Genomic DNA, 17304 nt, shown 5'->3' on the forward strand with positions numbered 1-17304 from the left:
CCATGAACAGCGACACCTATTCCGCCCTCATCTTCGCCGTGCTGGTTACCCTGATCGGCGGAGCTTATTTCAACCGCAGTCTGCGCGATGCAGGCGTGCCGGCCAACGCCCGCACCGCCCTGCTCGCCGTCGGAGCCGCCGTGATTATCGGCTGTGTGCTCTATTATCTCGGCCTGATTTGACCATGCAGCTTGCCCACACCCTTTCAGACGGCCTCGACATCACGCTCCATCTGAAACGTAGCGCCAAGAAAAACATCATTTTGCGCCCGCTGTCGGCAGCCGCTATCCGCATCAACATTCCGCCTTTTTTGAGCGAACGGCAACTGCGTCTGTGGCTGCAACACAACGAAGCACTCGTTCTGCGCACCCTGCGGCACACACCGCCCGCGCCCACGCCGCACACCGCACCCGAACACATTTGGTATCGCGGCCAACCCCACCAACTCCGCACCCACGCGCAACACCACATCAGCCACCAACCGCCGTACTTTCTGCTGCCGGAGCAACCGTGGGCGCAGCAAAAAACGCATTTGCGCCGCTTTCTCACCGAACGCGCCGCCGAAACCCTGCTGCCGCGCTTGCAGCAACACGCCCACACCCTGCAACTCTTCCCCGCCGCCACCGCCCTGAGCAACGCCAAAACCTTTTGGGGTGTATGCCGGCAGCGCACCGGCATCCGCCTGAACTGGCGTTTGATCGGCGCGCCCGATTTCGTGATTGATTATGTGTGCATCCACGAACTCTGCCACCTTCCCCATCCCGACCACAGCCCGCGCTTTTGGGCGCTGCTCAACCGCCACACGCCCCATACCGATACCGCCAAACAATGGCTGAAACAACACGGCAACGAACTGTTTTTGCTGGATTAAGCCACCCTACGCCCGAATACAAAGAAGCCGTCTGAAAAACTTTTCAGACGGCCTCCAAACCGATGATTCAAAACACCGGCGCGTTCATTACGCTTTCAATGCCTCTTGCAGCTCACCGGCTTCATACATTTCCATCATGATGTCCGAACCGCCGAGAAACTCGCCGTTTACATACAGTTGCGGAATGGTCGGCCAGTTGCTGTATTCTTTAATGCCTTGGCGCACGGCATCATTTTCCAGCACGTTTACGGTAACGAAATCTTCGCAACCCGCAGCTTGAAGAAGCTGCACCGCACGCGAAGAAAAGCCGCATTGCGGAAACTGCTTGGTACCTTTCATAAACAGCACTACGCGGTGGGTGGTTACGACTTCTTTGATTTGTTCTTGAATACTCATCTCAATTCCTGATTCTCAAAATAAAACGATTAAACGCCCGCATTATACGCGGTTTGAAAAAAGATACATTAAGCTTATTTGCGGTTGCTCAACATAATCCCGCCGAAAATCGCTGCGATGCCCACCACATGGTAGGTCTGCAAAGTCTCGCCCAAAAGCGTTACCGCCAGCAGTGTGCCGAACACGGGCATCAGATAAATGCTCAAGCCCGCACCCACCGCGCCCAAGCGGGCGATGGCGGCGGTGTAGCATAAATAAGCCACCACGGAAGGGAAAATGCCCACATAGGCAAAGCCAGCCAGCGAACGCAGGTTCCAATTCACCACCGCACCGCCGGCCTGTTCCCACCACCACAAAGGCAGCAGCACCAGCAAGCCCAACATAATCTGCACGGCGGTCAAACCCGTGCGGTTGATTTCTGCCGGTATTCTCTTCATCCACAATGTGTAAAACGCCCAACACACCGCCGCAGCAAACACCCATAAATCGCCGGGGTGGAAACGCAGCGCCACAAGATTGTCCATGCTGCCTTGCAACACGACAACCAACACACCCGACAGCGATAGCAGCAACCCGGCCATCTGAAAACGGTTCAGCCGCTGCCCGTAAAACACCGCGCCGATCAGCATAATCAACACGGGAATGCACGAATTGAGCAGCAAAGCGTTGGTGCCGGTGGTCGTGTGCAAGCCTGCATACACCAGCGTGTTAAACGCGGCAATGCCTGTGAGCGCCGTGGCTGCCACCATTTTTTTGTGCTGGAAATACAGCGCTTTATCGCGCCGCATCGCCGCCCAAGCAAACGGCAGCAGAATCAGCAGCGAAATCACCCATCGCCCGAACGACAAGGTAAACGGCGGAATATCGTTACGCACCGCCCGCGCCACAATCACGTTCCCCGCCCATAACAGCGGCGGGGTGAGCAGAAACGGCAGGTTTTTCAGCAGGGAAGGTTTCGACATAACGGACTGGAAATCAAACTAAGCAAAACATGATGCGGATTACGGCAGCAGCGGCGTGTTGCCCAAGCCTGCGTTTTCGTTAAAGCCGAACATAATATTCATGTTCTGCACCGCCTGCCCTGCCGCGCCTTTTACCAGATTATCGATTACCGACAGCACAATCCACACATCGCTTTGCGGCGCCTGCTGCACACTGATGCGGCACAGGTTTGCCCCGCGCACGCTGCGTGTTTCCGGTGTGCTGCCCGCAGGCATGATGTCCACAAACGCGCTGTCGCCATAAAAACCGCTTAAGATTTCATGCGGGTCGGAGCCGTCTTTCAGATGCACATACATGGTGGCCTGCATGCCGCGTATCATCGGCGTGAGATGCGGCACAAACACCAGCCCGTCGGCCACGCCGTTTTGCAGGCCGCTGATGGTTTGCTTGATTTCGGGCAGGTGGCGGTGTCCGCCCACGCCGTAGGCTTTGAAGTTGTCGCCCGCCTCGCACAGCAGCGTGCCCACATTAGCCTTGCGCCCCGCGCCCGATACGCCGGATTTGCAGTCGGCAATCAGCGGCATGTTTTCTTTCAGACGGCCTGCTTTCAACAAAGGCAGCAAGGCCAGCGAAACGCAGGTCGGATAGCAGCCGGGGTTGGCCACCAAACGCGCTTTTGCCACTTCGGCACGGTTCATCTCACTCAAACCGTACACCGCCTCGGCAACCGTTTCGGGGCTGGCGTGCGTCATGCCGTACCATTTTTCCCAAGTGGGAATGTCTTTGATGCGGTAGTCGGCCGACAAATCGACTACGCGCACGCCCTTAGCCAACAGCTCCGGCGCTTCTTTCATGGCTACGCCGTTGGGCGTGGCAAAAAACACCACGTCGCACGATGCCAAATCGGCATCATCGGGCGTTTGGAACACCAAGTCATACACACCGCGCAGGCTGGGAAAATAATCGGCCACCGCAATACCCGCCTCGCCGCGGCTGGTTACGGCACAAACATCAACATGGGGATGAGCAGACAAAAGGCGCAGCAGCTCCACGCCTGTGTAACCGGTTGCGCCGACAATACCCGCTTTCATTTTTTGATGCGACATGATGTTCCTCTACTTAAACCAAGGTGTTTTTATCAAGCCGCCAGTTTAAGCGCAAACAGGCCGTCTGAAAAGATTGGTTCAGGCTGTTTTATCTTTTCAGACGGCCTCATGTTCAAACCGAACTCAAGCATACGTTAACCCGGTTTGCCGTCTGCTCGCGGCGCAATCAGCCACGGAATATAACGCCACGCATACAGCAGCAGCGACACCGCAAACAAAGCGGCCGACAAGCGGATGCTGTGGGTATAAGCCGTGCTGCCCACAAAAGCTGCCAGCACACGCACCAGGGTTGCTCCCACCATCAGCCAAAACGCCAAAGTCATCGGCGACGGTGCAGGATAAATCGGATGCCCCGTATGGCCGAGCGCCGTCCGCGCCATCATGCCCAGCGTCAGCAAGCCGATACCGCCCACGCCGATCAAGTGCACGCCCAAGCTCGTAAAAGCGATAAACCATTGCGCCACACCCACCACCATCAAGCCCAGCGCCGTAAACAGATAGCCTGCAAACAAAACCCACAGCATCGGCTCGCGCAACACCTGCTTGTGCCACCAGCGGAAAAGCTGCACCAGATTAATCACACCCGCAGCAAACGCACACCATGCCACCAGCAGAAAGGCCGTCTGAAAAAGCATCAACACCGCCGCCAACATAGGCAGCACCAAAGCCGACAAAGCCACCCACATCGGCGAAGACACCTGCTCAATACCCAAACGCTTGGCCGTGAAAAACGGCATAATCCGCATCCCCACTAAGCCGATAAACCCCGCCACCATCATCAGGCCCGCCAATATCATGTTCATCAGCACGCCCGTTTCATGGGATTGAAGGTAAAAATGGAACACGGCATGGGTTAAGCCGAACACCGCCAGTGCCACCACGGCGATATAGTTGCGCGAATTTTTGCTTTCGACCACCGGAATCGCCATGCACACCGCCGCGCCGCCCAAAAACAGCGTTCCCAACACCCCGCTGATTGCCGCGCCGTGCGGAAAATACATTGCAATACGCGCCAGCAGCCAGCAAGCCGCCAAGCCAAACAAAGCCGCCCCGCGCGTAGGCGGCTGGCCGGTCCACGTTGCCACAGCCGTCAGCAGAAAGCCTACCACCACCGCACCGGCATAACCCCAAATCATTTCATGCGCGTGCCAAAAAAACGAAGGCATGTCTGCCGTACCCTGATAACCGAATCCCCACAGCAATATCGACACGGCACCAAACACAGCTGCCAGCGCATAAAACGGGCGGAAAGCCATTGCCCACACAGGATGGGAAAACAAGGTTTTCATGGTAAGTTCCTTTTATATAAGTTTGAGACCTTTGCAAAGCCGCCAGATGTGGATGCAGTTCAAGGCGTAGCAGCACAGCGAGTGCAGACATATCATATAGATAGGCAAACGAGCGGGCAGCGCACAACGCAGAAATGCGCCGCAGATGGGGGTTTTGCAAAGGTCTCCAGTTTTATATCAGTGATCTTCACATACCAAAACGCCGGACAAGCATCCAAGCAGCCGCGTCTAAAAGATTGCCGCCCACCTTGCCAAAATATTGTTCAGACGGCCATCCTACAAAAGTCTTAATGCGTATCAGCCTTAATCAGCAGCAGCCAATGCTCAATCCATACCTCAAATACAAATCGAGGCCGTCTGAAAACTTTCCCCTCCGGCTTTAGCAGTTCAATTCAAAAACGGCTCAAGCGCCGGAAACAGTTCACGCTCTTCAAAACGCGCATGGTCGCGCAAAGTCGTGGCAAAACGAGTGTTCCACTCAGCATCATCGTATTGCGATGCCGCCGCCATTCCGCGCAGCAAAACATGTTCCGCCTCAAAACGCTGCCGCAGAGCCGAATCCACCTTATCCCAATACGGAGCGAACTGCGCTTCTTCCGCGGCAAAATGCGCAAACAAATCAGGTAGGTGCGCTTCAATATCATCGCTGTGGTTCTGATTGGGATCGCGCAAAATCCGCACACATAATGCCAAAGTATGATGGTGATCGCGCGAACGCTCGATTAAATCGGGATGGCGTTTCAAAGGTTTCATGGTCGTGCCCGTACTGGATTATTGTATAAGTTTCATATATTATGAAACTTATAACGACACAAAGTCAAACTCACCCCGCCATCCATTATGTATTTGACCCAGCACACCGATTACGGCCTGCGCGTATTGATTTACACCGCCATCAACGACGATGCTTTAGTCAACATCAGCACCATCGCCGACACCTACGGCATCTCCAAAAGCCACCTGATGAAAGTGGTTACTGCATTGGTTAAAGGCGGCTTTCTCGACAGCATCCGCGGCAAAGGCGGCGGCCTGCGCCTGTCGCGCCCCGCCGATAAAATCAACATCGGCGCAGTTATCCGCCATCTCGAACCCATGCAGCTTGTGGAATGTATGGGCAACAACAACCAATGCATCATTCCCCCCAACTGCCGCATGGCCGGCATTTTAGGCGGCGGCATCCGCGCGTTTCTCAACTATCTCGACGGATTTACTCTTGCCGACTTGGTCAACAAACCCACCTACGATTTACTCTATATGCCCAAAATTGACGTCATCGAGGTAAGCAACGGTCTCTAACGCATTTTGCGGCCGCTCCTCTCTGCTGCGACTCACATCCGATCAACAGCGTTGTAATCACATCACATATATTCCAATTGATGTTTTCTCACTTCGCCATTCAGGGCAATATCGGCACGTTTTATCGATTCATTCTTTTGCATAAATGCTACAAATCTTTTCAAACGGCATTTTTTTCACCTGAACGGGAACTAAAACTGCCGTTTTCTATCAAAAACACAAATCATAACTATGTGATACATATTTTTACAATAAATCAAGTACCATGCGCGGTCTTTCGCCCGACAGTGGTTTGAATAATTTCATACATCTATATTTAATATTTTGGAAAGGAAAAAAGATGTCTTTAGCAAAAGAATTTAAAGAGTTTATTATGCGTGGTAATGTTATCGATCTCGCGGTCGGTATGGTTATCGGTACTGCCTTCAGCGGCATTGTAAAATCTTTGGTAGATGATGTGATTATGCCCCCTATCGGTATTTTGATCGGCGGCGTAGACTTTTCAAACCTGTTTATTACCCTGAAAGACGGCGTGCCGCCTGCACCTGAAGCCGGCTACTCCACTTTGGCTGCCGCCCAAGCCGCCGGCGCGGTTACTTTGAACATAGGTCTGTTCATCAATACCATCATCAGCTTCCTGATCATTGCTGCCGCTATTTTCGTGGTAATTAAAATGATCAACAAAATGAAACGCGAAGCACCTGCTGCCGAAGAAGCACCTGCAGCTCCTTCTGAAGAAGTATTGCTGCTGCGCGAAATCCGCGATTCTTTGAATAAAAAATAATCCGCATCCCATAAAACGCTGCTGCCGTCTGAAATAGTTTTCAGACGGCAGCAGTTTTTTATTGTGTTTCGTATTTTAGGGCGCGTTATCAGCAAACGGCTTGATACCTTTGCAAAACTACTTAATTTTTCACAACGGCAGCAAGATTAATAACCCTGCTTCGATTAAATATTGAACGCTTCCTTATTCTTCCCGATAAATATCGTCAGCTTCTGATTCAATCGCATAATCTTCATTCGCCCAAGCACCTAAATCAATCAATTTACAGCGTTCGCTGCAAAATGGGCGGAACTTGTTTTCTTGCGTCCATTCGGTAGGCTTACGGCAGGTCGGGCAAGGCACTATCGGTTTCGGGTCATTCATAACTTTATTCTAAAATCGGGTCAAAACTGCACATAATCAATTTAAACGGCACATCAGCCTGCAATTGTTTGCCTCGGGCATATTCTTGAGAAGCTTCTAAAAAACGTATATGGGTAATGTATTTGTTGGCAGAAACCTCGGGTAACGCCTGATTATCGATATCGACCTCGATCGTCAGCATATGAATATTTTGCGGCAGACTGTTGCTCTGATAATTACCTTTTTGCGCCACGCAATCAACCGACTTGGTATTGGCGCGCAAAATATCCAACAACACGGTTATTGCTTCGCGCGTAGGCAGCAATGTGCCAATCCACTTTTTTAAATCGTTTAAGCGACACTCGTAAGGCAGCTGCTGCCAAAAGTAATAAGACGACAAATCAAACGGGCTTGTTCCTCCCGGTACCAACATACGCTGCTTAATCGCCATCAGCCAATCGTTTTCACGCAAATGCTGGCCGAACTTTTGCTGAACGCCTTGAAGATTATCGGCAACCTCTTGCAAACGGTCTCGGCCGACTACTATGCCCTCCCCCTGAAACCGGCTGTCGGACAAAATCTGTTTCTGCCGTTCAAGCTCTTGAAGAATATCCAACTTTACTTCCGCGCGTCCTGCGCATTCCATAATTTCAAACAGAGAAAACAATGCCAAGTGATGTGCCCACGGGCTGTCGTCCTGCCGTTCGCTCTCGGAATGAAAACGGTTAAACAAATATTCGATGCGTAAAAAACTGCGTAACCGCTCGGAAAGCGGATGTTCGAAACGAATCATGGCATTACTCTGGATAAGTATGAAAAATATGCTTGGTAAAACCGGTGCAATCTGTTCACCTTAGCGGCTAATTCTTCAATTGTACCTTCATTTGACAAAACATCATCTGCCGCAAGCAATCTTTCCCTTCTGCTCGCCTGCGTGGCCATGATGCGCTTGATTTCAACCGGATCAAGACCGCTACGCTGCCGCACCCGTTCTATCTGAATCGTTTCGTCGGCATCAATAACCAAAACACGTTTAGCCAATACAGAAAATACCGGCTTTTCAATCAATAAAGGAATATCGATGATTCCGTACACCTTATGTTCATAATTGCGCTGCTGTAAGCGGATTTCATTCAAAATCAGCGGATGCATCAATGCTTCAAGCTGTTGTTTGGCTTCAGGCCGTCTGAAAACCAAATCGCGTAAAGCATCACGTTTCAGACGGCCTTCATCATCAAAAAAATCCACACCGAATACACGGCGTATTTCAGGTAAGGCCGAACCGTTGTCTGCCGTTATCTCTCTACTGACGGCATCCGCATCAATAACCGGAACGCCTAAATGGAGAAATTCGGCAGCGGCCTTTGATTTGCCGCTGCCGATTCCTCCGGTTAACCCTACCCAAAAAGCCATCGTTTAAAACCCCGAAGCATTCAACCACCATGCCGTTAACGATAATATCTGCTCATTGGCAATAAAAATAAGCCAGCCGGCAACCGCCAAACTGGGGCCGAACGCAAACTGCTGCCCTTTCGCAATTTTCATAACCAACGCCGCAATAATGCCGATAAGTGCCGCCATAAAAACCAATACGGGCAACACCCCCACTCCCAACCAAGCACCTAAGGCGGCCAATAATTTAAAATCACCCCCGCCCATACCGATTTTGCCCGTTAAGAGTTTATAAATATAACACAGCAACCATAAACTCATATACCCGCATACTGCCCCCCATACTGCGGAACTAAGCGGTACAAACGAGCCGTTTATATTAAAAATCAAGCCCAGCCAGATTAACGGCAAGGTCAACTGGTCGGGAAGATACTGGGTATCCGCATCAATAAATGCGAGCGCAACCAGCATTGCCGTGAATACCAAACCGCCAAAAGTGATCCAGCTCCACCCGTATTGCCAAGCAACCGCCGCAAACAGCAAACCGGTCAACAGTTCCACCAGCGGATAGCGTTTGCTGATAGGTGTTTTACATGAACCGCATTTACCGCCCAACAACAGATAACTGATAACGGGTATATTTTGCCACGGTCTAACGCGGGCAAGACATTTCGGGCATCGCGAATCAGGCTTGATCAGATTAAACGTTTCAGATTCTTCAGCAGTTATATCCAAACCCAAATGATCTTTGGCAAACAATGTCCAGCTTCGTTCCATCATTACCGGAACACGATAAATCACCACATTCAGAAAACTGCCGGTCAAGAGGCCGAACAAGAAAGAGAGCGGCACCGCAAAAGGTGCCAGCTCTTGGAATAAAGCCCACATAATCAGCCTACCACGTTACCCAAGTTAAACAGCGGCAGATACATGGCAACCAAAATCACACCGATAATGGAACCGAGCACAACCATAATAATCGGCTCCATTAACGACGATAGTTGGGCAACCGCATTATCAACTTCATCTTCATAAAACTCTGCGGCCTTGTTCAGCATATCGTCTAACGAACCCGATTCCTCACCGATAGCCGCCATTTGCAGCACCATATTCGGAAACATATCCGTACCCTGCATACTCGATGTCAGCGACAAACCTTGAGTTACTTTGGCTCGGATATCGTGTGTCGCTTCTTCGTAAAGAATGTTGCCCGCCGCACCCGATACGGAATCCAACACCTCTACCAAAGGAACGCCTGCAGCGAACAGCGTAGAAGTTGTGCGCGCCCAACGTGCAATGGTGGCTTTTCTAACAATGGCACCGAAAATAGGCAGCCGAAGCATCACTGCATCAACGCGTTTCTGCAGCATCGGTGATTTTTTATACCATTGGAACAAACCGAAACACAGCACCACCGTTCCGATTACGATAACCCAAGCATACTTGACGAAGAAATCGGAAATACTCATCACGATTTGGGTCAATCCCGGCAGTTCCGCCCCCATGCTGCTGTACACTTCACCGAATGCCGGTAAAACAAACACCATCATAATGAATACCAAAACAATGGCCACAACCACAATGGCAATCGGATAAGTGAGCGCACTTTTTACTTTTTTCTTAATGGCTTGGGTTTTTTCTTTATAAATCGCCAATTTATCCAACAAGCTTTCCAACACACCGCCCGCTTCACCTGCCGCAATCAGATTGCAGTAAAAACGGTCGAAATATTTGGGATGTTTGGCAAAAGCTTTACCCAGCGCACTGCCTTGCTCCACATCGGCCCGCACCTGCATCAGCATTTGCGTCATCGACGGATTGGAATGCCCTTTGGCTACGATTTCAAATGCCTGCATCAAAGGCAGGCCGGCTTTCATCATGGTGGCCAGTTGGCGTGTAAATACCGTAATGTCTTCCTGCGTAATCCTCTTCTTGCGCACTGCCTTTACTTTGCTGACCCGTAACGGCTTAATGCCCCGCCGTTGAAGCTTTTTGCGTGCTTCTTCTTCGTTTTTGGCAACCACTTCGCCCCGAACCATTTGTTCGGTATCGATATTCCTACCTTCAAAATTAAAACGGATGCCTTTTTCTTTTTTAACGTTTCTGCTTCCTGCTGTGGATTTGCTCATTTTGACCCCTTTAAAAATCCAATACTTGTATGTTAATCGTTAGTATGAGCGAGCACTTCTTCCAACGAAGTAATGCCTTGCATGACTTTCAACAATCCTGCGCGGCGCAAATCGACCATGCCTTCTTTATAGGCCATATTTAAGATATCGACTTCCGTACCGTTTTCCATGATTACGCGCTGCATTTCTTCGCTTATCGGCATTACCTCATATACGCCGGCACGCCCCTTATAGCCTTTCCCCCTGCAACTGTCGCAGCCTACCGGACGGTACATAGTCCAGTTTTTTGCCAAATCTTCATCAGTAAAACCCGCTTTTTTCAAAGCCGCAACAGGCGGGCGTTCCATCGGCGTTTTACAATTCGAGCACAAGCGGCGCAGAAGCCGTTGAGCCATAATCAGGCTCACGGAGCTGGCAATATTAAACGGAGCAACACCCATATTCAGCATACGCGACAGCGTTGCAGGAGCGTTATTAGTATGCAAAGTGGAGAAAACCATATGGCCGGTTTGAGCAGCTTTAATGGCGATGTCGGCAGTTTCCAAATCCCGAATCTCACCCACCATGATGATATCCGGATCTTGACGGAGAAACGCCTTCAGCGCGGCAGCAAACGTCAAGCCTTGTTTATCGTTTACGTTTACCTGGTTAATGCCGGGCAAGTTAATCTCAGCAGGGTCTTCGGCAGTAGCGATATTGACATTCTCTGTATTCAAGATGTTCAAACAGGTATAGAGTGAAACCGTTTTACCCGAACCGGTCGGGCCGGTTACCAATACCATGCCGTAGGGGCGGTGGATGGCTTCCAGCAGCAATTCTTTTTGAAATGGTTCGAAGCCCAATTGGTCGATATTCAAAGACCCTGCATCTGAATTCAGAATACGCATAACCACTTTTTCGCCGAACAAAGTGGGCAAAGTGCTGACACGGAAATCGATCGGGCGGCCGTGCTTATGGAATGCGATTTGAATACGGCCGTCTTGAGGCACTCTTTTTTCCGAGATATCCAAACGGGCCATCACTTTGATACGCGATGCAAGCTGGCCTCGGACGGCTACGGGCGGCTGAACGACTTCTCTCAACTGGCCGTCCACACGGAAACGAACCCGCGCCATTTGCTCGTAAAATTCGAAGTGAATATCCGAAGCGCCCGCATTTAAGGCATCGGAAAGTGTTTTGTGAATAAAACGGGGAATCGGCCCGTCTTCTGCTTCTTCGTTATCGATATACAGAGATTGAACGGGAGCCGCAGCCTCCTGCTCTTTGCTCATTTCGTTCAAAATCGAAGTCGAACGCTGGCCGAGCCATTCAAGCAAAGTGCTCAACTGGTCGTCGCGTACCACGACCAAATCGACCGATACGCCTGATGAAAAGGCTATTTTTTGGAAATTCTGAATTTGGGTTGGATCGGATACTGCGAAGTAAACTTTCCGGCCTCTTTGAAAAATCGGCACACAGCGGTTTTGCAGCATTTGTTCTTCGGAAAGCACATCCGGGAGGATATTACTGCGGGGATAATGGGTTAAATCCAAGAGAGGGTAGCTGAAAACCCTTGCCAGCAACTCGCCTAATGCTTTAGGTGTGATTACGCCCTCTTCAAACAACAGAGGAACAATTGATTTATTTGCTTTTAATACGTTTTGATAACGTTCGACCTGATTATTGTCAATGATTTGGCTTTGCACCAACACTCTTAATATACCGACGCTCATTTTTCCACTTCCTGCTTTACCAGCCGCGTGTGCGGTTGTGTTAATCATTATTATAAAATGCAGTGCAAGGCGCAAAACTATACCCTTGCAGCATGAACCCGTAATGTTATTTTATTCGCAGGAAATATTTTTCCCGCAAGAACCATGTCATTATAAGCGAACAGGCCGGGCAAACCTACCCGGCCTATGTTGAAATTTATTGTATCTAAGATTTATTCGGCGTAAAAACAACAGATAAAAAAATAACCGCACTGTGCGGTTAAATGGTGGCCAGAGGCGGGATCGAACCGCCGACACACGGATTTTCAATCCGTTGCTCTACCGACTGAGCTATCTGGCCGTGCTAGAAGAGATGCGTATTAAAACAGAATCAGACGGCCTCTGCAAGCGTTTTGATTTAAAAATATCAAGCCCGAAAGGTAACAGCATATTTTTTATAGAAATTAAATAAGGCATGGCAAGGTTGAGCCGATAAAGGGAATGCGGTTTACCGGCTGATTATTGATTCAACATAGTTACATGCAATATTTTTTGCAAAAATTACCGATTATCTGTAATATCTACCGAATATCAAGAAAGCTTACATTAAGCTGCTTTGTGTGAATAGCCAAGTTACCGGATACGTTTCACATCCTCCGAAAAACATACGACACCATTATTCGTTTATTGAAGAGAAACTTATGAGTATTGTTGCCATCGATATCCATCCGCAAAAAACTTTTTCCGAACTCTGCCCCGACGAGCTGCCCGTACCCGGCGCGCTCTCGATTGTGCCGCACCTGAACCGGCAAGCTGCTTGGGCGGATTACCGGGTGTTGACGAAAGACGCCCATGCGGGTCATGAATCTTGGCTTACCGACACTCAAAACGGTTATCTTCCTTTGGAATCTGCCGAACAATGGATCAGCCATGCCGTGTTGGGAACGGAAGGTTATGGCAATCTGCCGGGGCTGCCGCGCTCTGAAAACTATCATTTTTTGGTGCATATCGGGTTGGAAAACAATGTGCATACGTTCGGCGCATGTTTTCACGATATGGCCGAAAACATCAGTACCGGCTTGATTGAATGGCTGGTTTGCCGTAACGCGGATACCCTGATCATCGGCGGATTGACTACGGAATACTGTGTTCAGGCTACGGTGCTGCAACTGTGTTGGTACGGCAAATGGCGGGTAATCGTTAATTTAGATGCCTGCCGCAGCTTGAGCGAGCGTGAAGAGCAGCAGGCCATCCGCAATATGGAAAAAGCCGGTGCGCTGATTGTAAAGCATACGGATGAAATTCCCGATTTGTTGCTGGAAGTGGCACATTGATTGTTATGGTTAATCCACATGTATCGAGGCCGTCTGAAAACTTTTTCAGACGGCCTCGGTTGTGATTAAAACGGTATCAGCTTTCCGCCATCGCCATCAGGCTTGCGTTACCGCCTGCCGCGGTGGTATTGACGCTGACGCTGATTTCTTCAAACACCTGCAAAATATCCACACCGTTTGCCGCATCGAGTATTTTGACGATTGCGCCGTCTTGCTGTGCGGCCTGCTGTTTGAGTTCGGCGGGGAGCGGTTCCAGCGCGGCCAGATGGCTGATGCCTTCGGGCACGTTGCGGCTGCTCACTTCAATCAGGCCGTCTGAATGTTCGCGCCAGATGGCCAGCGGGTGTTCTTGGGTAACGACTGCCGCCGAACCCGCCGCCACCAGTTGAATCAGCGCGGCAAAGGCGTTTTCCAAGCTGCCGCCGTAGAGCCATACTTTTTCAGGCGCACGCCATGCCACACTGTTGCGCTCGCCTGTCGGCCCCGGCAGCAGGGCTTCGGCTTGTCGCAGGGTGTGTATGCGCGTTTCGCCCATCAAACCGCCCAAGCGCACTTTTTGTTCGTGGTCGAAGCCCATCTGCTGCATCAGGTTTTCCAACACGGCCAGCGCAGCTTCGTCGGCTTTGCCGTTGCGGGTGAGCGCGGGCATCTGCCATTTGCCGCAGCTGAGTTTTTGCAGGTAAAACGCGCCGCCCGCTTTGGGGCCGGTGCCCGACAAGCCGTGCCCGCCGAAGGGCTGCACGCCGACGACGGCACCGACGATGTTGCGGTTCACATATATGTTGCCCGCTTCGATGCGACCGCAGATATGTTCGATGCTGCCGTCGATGCGGCTGTGGATACCGTGGGTGAGCGCGTAGCCTTTGCTGTTGATTTGATCGATCAGGCTGTCGAGTTCGTCGGCACGGTAGCGCACCACATGCAGCACGGGGCCGAACACTTCGCGTTGCAGTTCGTTTAAGTTGTTCAATTCAAACAATATCGGCGCAACGAATGTGGCATTGCCGCCGTTTTGGCGAAACTCGCTCCGCTCGTTTTGGCGAAACTCGCTCCGCTCGTTTTCAGACGGCCTGATTTCGTGATACGACTTGGCTACGCCTTTCATTTTGTTGATGTGCGCCAGCAGGTTTTGTTGCGCTTCGGCATCAATCACGGGGCCGATGTCGGTGGCAAGGCGTATCGGATTGCCGACGTTCAGCTCGTTCATCGCGCCTTTAATCATCCGAATCATGTGGTCGGCCACGTCTTCCTGCACGCACAAAATCCGTAGGGCGGAACAACGCTGGCCGGCGCTGTCGAACGCGGAAGCCAGCACATCGGTACACACCTGCTCGGCCAGCGCGGTGCTGTCGACAATCATTGCGTTCATGCCGCCGGTTTCGGCAATCAGCACGAGGTTGTCGGCGCGGCGGCTCAGGGCTTGGTTAATCAGTTTGGCCACTTCGGTAGAGCCGGTGAAAATCACGCCGTTGATGCGTTGGTCTTGCGTTAATGCCGCGCCCGCTTCGCCCGCGCCCAACACCAGTTGCAGCGCGTCTTGCGGCACGCCCGCTTCGTGCAGCAGCCGCACGGCGTAATGGGCGATCAGGCTGGTTTGCTCGGCGGGCTTGGCAATCACGGTATTGCCGACGGCCAACGCGGCCGCAACTTCGCCGACAAAAATCGCCAGCGGGAAATTCCACGGGCTGATGGCGACAATAGTGCCGACCGGCGCGCGTTCGGCACAGGTGGTTTCGGCTTCGTCGGCGTAATAGCGGCAGAAATCGACTGCTTCGCGCACTTCTGCAATGGCGTTGTTGAGCGTTTTGCCCGCCTCGCGCACCGCCAGCATCATCAGCGCGGGCATGTGGGCTTCGAGCATGTCGGCAAAACGGCGCAGGCATTCCGCCCTTTCAGACGGCCTCTTGGTCGCCCATGTCTGTTCTGCGGCTTTGGCAGCGGCCACCACATCGCTGACGGAGGCCGTCTGAATAAAGGCGGCGGTGCCGACCATATCACCGTGGTCGGCGGGATTGCGCACGGGCTGCGGTTCGCCGCTTGCTACGGCCACGGCAGTGATGGAGGCCGTCTGAAAATCTTGCCGTGCGGCGGCGTTCATCTCGTCTTGCAGTTGTTGCAGCACAAACTCGTTGCTCAAATCCAAACCTTGCGAATTCAGACGGCCTGCTCCGTAAAGGTTACGCGGCAACGGCAGCGCGGCGTGCATTTTGCCTTGTGTTTGCGCGGCGACATCGAGCGGGCATTTTATTAAGTCGTCTATGCTCACATTTTCATCAACGATTTGGTTCACAAACGACGAATTGGCACCGTTTTCCAACAAGCGGCGCACCAAATAAGCCAGCAGGGTTTCGTGCGTGCCGACGGGGGCGTAAATGCGCACGCGGCGGCCTAAATTTTGTGCGCCGACCACTTGGTCGTACAGCGTTTCGCCCATACCGTGCAGGCATTGGAATTCAAAATCTTTGCCCTGCCCCATTTGGTAAACGGCCGACAAGGTGTAAGCGTTGTGAGTGGCAAACTGCGGGAACACGGCATCTTGCGCGGCCAGCAGCTTGCGGGCGCAGGCGAGGTAAGATACGTCGGTGTGGACTTTGCGGGTGTAAACGGGATAGCCGCTCAAACCGTCCACCTGCGCCCATTTGATTTCGCTGTCCCAATATGCACCTTTCACCAAGCGGATCATCAGTTTTTGGTTGTGGCGGCGGGCGAGGTCGATTAAATAATCAATCACAAACGGGCAGCGTTTCTGATAAGCCTGCACCACAAAACCGATGCCGTTGAAGCCGGCCAAATCGGCATCGCCGACCAATGCTTCCATCAGGTCGAGCGACAGTTCCAAACGGTTGGCTTCTTCGGCATCGATGTTCAGGCCGATATTGTATTGTTTCGCCAGCACAAACAGCTCTTTCAAACGCGGCAGCAGTTCGCTCATCACACGTTCGTGCTGGGCGCGCGCATAACGCGGGTGGATGGCGGAAAGTTTTACCGAAATGCCGTTGCCTTCATACACGCCCGCACCCGCCGCATCTTGGCCGATGGCGTGGATGGCGTTTACATAATCCTGATAATAACGGTCGGCATCGGCCTGCGTCATTGCCGCTTCGCCGAGCATGTCGAACGAAAAACGGTAGCCCGATTTTTCACGCTCTTTGCCGTTTTGCAGGGCTTCGCCTATGGTTTGGCCGGTAACAAACTGCTTGCCCAACAAACGCATGGCGTAGTCCACGCCCTTGCGTATCATCGGCTCGCCGCCTTTGCCGATGATGCGGGTTAAGGCCATGCCCAAGGTTTTGTCGTCGTTGGCGGCGGTGAGTTTGCCGGTAATCAGCAGCCCCCACGCGGCGGCGTTCACAAACAGCGACGGGCTGTTGTTGAGGTGTTTTTTCCAATTGCCGCCCGAAAGTTTGTCTTGAATCAGCTTGTTGCGGGTGGCGTTATCGGGAATCCGCAGCAAGGCTTCGGCCAAACACATCAAGGCCACACCTTCTTGGCTCGACAGTGAAAACTCGTGCATCAACGCATCCACGCCGCTGGCTTTGGTGCGGTTGGCGCGCACCTGCGTAACCAGCCGCCGCGCCAGTTTCGCCGCTTCTTCTTTTTCCTGCGTGCTCATTTCGGCGCGTTGCAGCATATCGGCCACCGCTTCGGCCTCGTTACGGCGGTAGGCGGCGGTTACGGCATCACGCAAAGCGGATTGGGGTTTGGTAAAGCTAAACATGTTTTTCTCCGAAG

Annotated in this window: 17 protein-coding genes and 1 tRNA gene; 5 read left to right on the plus strand and 13 right to left on the minus strand. The window is 51.9% G+C overall.

The annotated features are described in order from the left end of the window. Positions 1-2 precede the first annotated feature (2 nt). Both LVJ88_RS08415 and LVJ88_RS08420 read left to right on the plus strand, forming a co-directional pair. On the plus strand, positions 3-182 hold the full coding sequence (locus LVJ88_RS08415) for a hypothetical protein (RefSeq protein WP_085360174.1): 180 nt from the start codon (positions 3-5) through the stop codon (positions 180-182). Then, positions 179-871: a M48 family metallopeptidase gene (locus LVJ88_RS08420; RefSeq protein WP_085417687.1), complete on the plus strand. Its 693-nt coding sequence runs from the start codon at positions 179-181 to the stop codon at positions 869-871. Before LVJ88_RS08415 ends, LVJ88_RS08420 begins: the two co-directional genes overlap by 4 nt. An 87-nt stretch (positions 872-958) precedes the next feature. Here the strand turns inward: LVJ88_RS08420 and grxD are convergent, their stop codons facing one another. The 5 genes from grxD to LVJ88_RS08445 all read right to left on the minus strand — a co-directional run bounded on the left by grxD (position 959) and on the right by LVJ88_RS08445 (position 5357). Then, a complete protein-coding gene (grxD, locus tag LVJ88_RS08425; protein WP_054599197.1) occupies positions 959-1267 on the minus strand; it encodes a Grx4 family monothiol glutaredoxin in 309 nt (102 codons plus the stop codon). Between the two features lie 74 nt (positions 1268-1341). Then, positions 1342-2229 (minus strand): DMT family transporter, encoded by an 888-nt coding sequence (locus tag LVJ88_RS08430; protein WP_085417688.1) that lies wholly within the window; start codon positions 2227-2229, stop codon positions 1342-1344. A gap of 39 nt (positions 2230-2268) precedes the next feature. Beyond that, positions 2269-3315, minus strand: coding sequence for an N-acetyl-gamma-glutamyl-phosphate reductase (argC, locus tag LVJ88_RS08435; RefSeq protein ID WP_085417689.1), 1047 nt, complete (start codon positions 3313-3315; stop codon positions 2269-2271). Between the two features lie 134 nt (positions 3316-3449). Next, complete coding sequence (locus tag LVJ88_RS08440) at positions 3450-4604, minus strand: NnrS family protein (protein WP_085417690.1); 1155 nt, start codon at positions 4602-4604, stop codon at positions 3450-3452. 387 nt (positions 4605-4991) lie between these two features. Beyond that, the gene (locus LVJ88_RS08445) at positions 4992-5357 is read right to left on the minus strand and encodes a hypothetical protein (RefSeq protein ID WP_085417691.1); all 366 of its coding nucleotides are present in this window, start codon (positions 5355-5357) and stop codon (positions 4992-4994) included. Between the two features lie 87 nt (positions 5358-5444). On the opposite strand from LVJ88_RS08445, the gene LVJ88_RS08450 reads away from it, so the two are divergent. Continuing rightward, on the plus strand, positions 5445-5900 hold the full coding sequence (locus LVJ88_RS08450) for an Rrf2 family transcriptional regulator (protein ID WP_085417692.1): 456 nt from the start codon (positions 5445-5447) through the stop codon (positions 5898-5900). A gap of 340 nt (positions 5901-6240) precedes the next feature. Further along, positions 6241-6684, plus strand: coding sequence for a large conductance mechanosensitive channel protein MscL (mscL, locus tag LVJ88_RS08455; protein ID WP_085417693.1), 444 nt, complete (start codon positions 6241-6243; stop codon positions 6682-6684). Between the two features lie 183 nt (positions 6685-6867). Here the strand turns inward: mscL and yacG are convergent, their stop codons facing one another. From yacG to LVJ88_RS08490, 7 genes are all read right to left on the minus strand, one after another. Beyond that, positions 6868-7047: a DNA gyrase inhibitor YacG gene (gene yacG, locus LVJ88_RS08460; RefSeq protein ID WP_082402963.1), complete on the minus strand. Its 180-nt coding sequence runs from the start codon at positions 7045-7047 to the stop codon at positions 6868-6870. Between the two features lie 4 nt (positions 7048-7051). Beyond that, the gene (zapD, locus tag LVJ88_RS08465) at positions 7052-7819 is read right to left on the minus strand and encodes a cell division protein ZapD (protein WP_054599204.1); all 768 of its coding nucleotides are present in this window, start codon (positions 7817-7819) and stop codon (positions 7052-7054) included. Next, positions 7816-8439, minus strand: a complete 624-nt coding sequence (coaE, locus tag LVJ88_RS08470; RefSeq protein WP_085417694.1) for a dephospho-CoA kinase — start codon at positions 8437-8439, stop codon at positions 7816-7818. Before coaE ends, zapD begins: the two co-directional genes overlap by 4 nt. Before the next feature lie 3 nt (positions 8440-8442). Beyond that, entirely contained in the window at positions 8443-9306 is an 864-nt protein-coding gene (locus tag LVJ88_RS08475; RefSeq protein ID WP_054599206.1) for a prepilin peptidase, read from the minus strand. 2 nt (positions 9307-9308) lie between these two features. After that, positions 9309-10547, minus strand: coding sequence for a type II secretion system F family protein (locus tag LVJ88_RS08480; protein WP_085356335.1), 1239 nt, complete (start codon positions 10545-10547; stop codon positions 9309-9311). 32 nt (positions 10548-10579) lie between these two features. Continuing rightward, entirely contained in the window at positions 10580-12259 is a 1680-nt protein-coding gene (gene pilB / locus LVJ88_RS08485; RefSeq protein ID WP_085417695.1) for a type IV-A pilus assembly ATPase PilB, read from the minus strand. A 264-nt stretch (positions 12260-12523) separates the two neighbouring features. Next, a tRNA-Phe gene (locus LVJ88_RS08490) sits at positions 12524-12599 on the minus strand. Between the two features lie 340 nt (positions 12600-12939). Between LVJ88_RS08490 and LVJ88_RS08495 the strand changes: the two genes are divergently transcribed. Further along, a complete protein-coding gene (locus LVJ88_RS08495; RefSeq protein ID WP_054599209.1) occupies positions 12940-13572 on the plus strand; it encodes an isochorismatase family protein in 633 nt (210 codons plus the stop codon). A 76-nt stretch (positions 13573-13648) separates the two neighbouring features. Here the strand turns inward: LVJ88_RS08495 and putA are convergent, their stop codons facing one another. Continuing rightward, positions 13649-17290: a bifunctional proline dehydrogenase/L-glutamate gamma-semialdehyde dehydrogenase PutA gene (gene putA / locus LVJ88_RS08500; protein WP_085417696.1), complete on the minus strand. Its 3642-nt coding sequence runs from the start codon at positions 17288-17290 to the stop codon at positions 13649-13651. Between the last annotated feature and the right edge of the window lie 14 nt (positions 17291-17304).

It is taken from the genome of Neisseria dumasiana (assembly GCF_022870885.1).
Lineage (GTDB): Bacteria > Pseudomonadota > Gammaproteobacteria > Burkholderiales > Neisseriaceae > Neisseria > Neisseria dumasiana.

What these genes read in the sequence shown, in the direction of transcription:
- pilB (WP_085417695.1), bottom strand. Translation starts at nt 12,259, where the DNA reads ATGAGCGTCGGTATATTAAGAGTGTTGGTGCAAAGCCAAATCATTGAC.
- LVJ88_RS08445 (WP_085417691.1), bottom strand. Translation starts at nt 5,357, where the DNA reads ATGAAACCTTTGAAACGCCATCCCGATTTAATCGAGCGTTCGCGCGAT.
- coaE (WP_085417694.1), bottom strand. Translation starts at nt 8,439, where the DNA reads ATGGCTTTTTGGGTAGGGTTAACCGGAGGAATCGGCAGCGGCAAATCA.
- LVJ88_RS08495 (WP_054599209.1), top strand. Translation starts at nt 12,940, where the DNA reads ATGAGTATTGTTGCCATCGATATCCATCCGCAAAAAACTTTTTCCGAA.
- zapD (WP_054599204.1), bottom strand. Translation starts at nt 7,819, where the DNA reads ATGATTCGTTTCGAACATCCGCTTTCCGAGCGGTTACGCAGTTTTTTA.
- putA (WP_085417696.1), bottom strand. Translation starts at nt 17,290, where the DNA reads ATGTTTAGCTTTACCAAACCCCAATCCGCTTTGCGTGATGCCGTAACC.
- mscL (WP_085417693.1), top strand. Translation starts at nt 6,241, where the DNA reads ATGTCTTTAGCAAAAGAATTTAAAGAGTTTATTATGCGTGGTAATGTT.
- LVJ88_RS08480 (WP_085356335.1), bottom strand. Translation starts at nt 10,547, where the DNA reads ATGAGCAAATCCACAGCAGGAAGCAGAAACGTTAAAAAAGAAAAAGGC.
- LVJ88_RS08440 (WP_085417690.1), bottom strand. Translation starts at nt 4,604, where the DNA reads ATGAAAACCTTGTTTTCCCATCCTGTGTGGGCAATGGCTTTCCGCCCG.
- LVJ88_RS08475 (WP_054599206.1), bottom strand. Translation starts at nt 9,306, where the DNA reads ATGTGGGCTTTATTCCAAGAGCTGGCACCTTTTGCGGTGCCGCTCTCT.
- argC (WP_085417689.1), bottom strand. Translation starts at nt 3,315, where the DNA reads ATGTCGCATCAAAAAATGAAAGCGGGTATTGTCGGCGCAACCGGTTAC.
- yacG (WP_082402963.1), bottom strand. Translation starts at nt 7,047, where the DNA reads ATGAATGACCCGAAACCGATAGTGCCTTGCCCGACCTGCCGTAAGCCT.
- LVJ88_RS08430 (WP_085417688.1), bottom strand. Translation starts at nt 2,229, where the DNA reads ATGTCGAAACCTTCCCTGCTGAAAAACCTGCCGTTTCTGCTCACCCCG.
- LVJ88_RS08415 (WP_085360174.1), top strand. Translation starts at nt 3, where the DNA reads ATGAACAGCGACACCTATTCCGCCCTCATCTTCGCCGTGCTGGTTACC.
- LVJ88_RS08450 (WP_085417692.1), top strand. Translation starts at nt 5,445, where the DNA reads ATGTATTTGACCCAGCACACCGATTACGGCCTGCGCGTATTGATTTAC.
- grxD (WP_054599197.1), bottom strand. Translation starts at nt 1,267, where the DNA reads ATGAGTATTCAAGAACAAATCAAAGAAGTCGTAACCACCCACCGCGTA.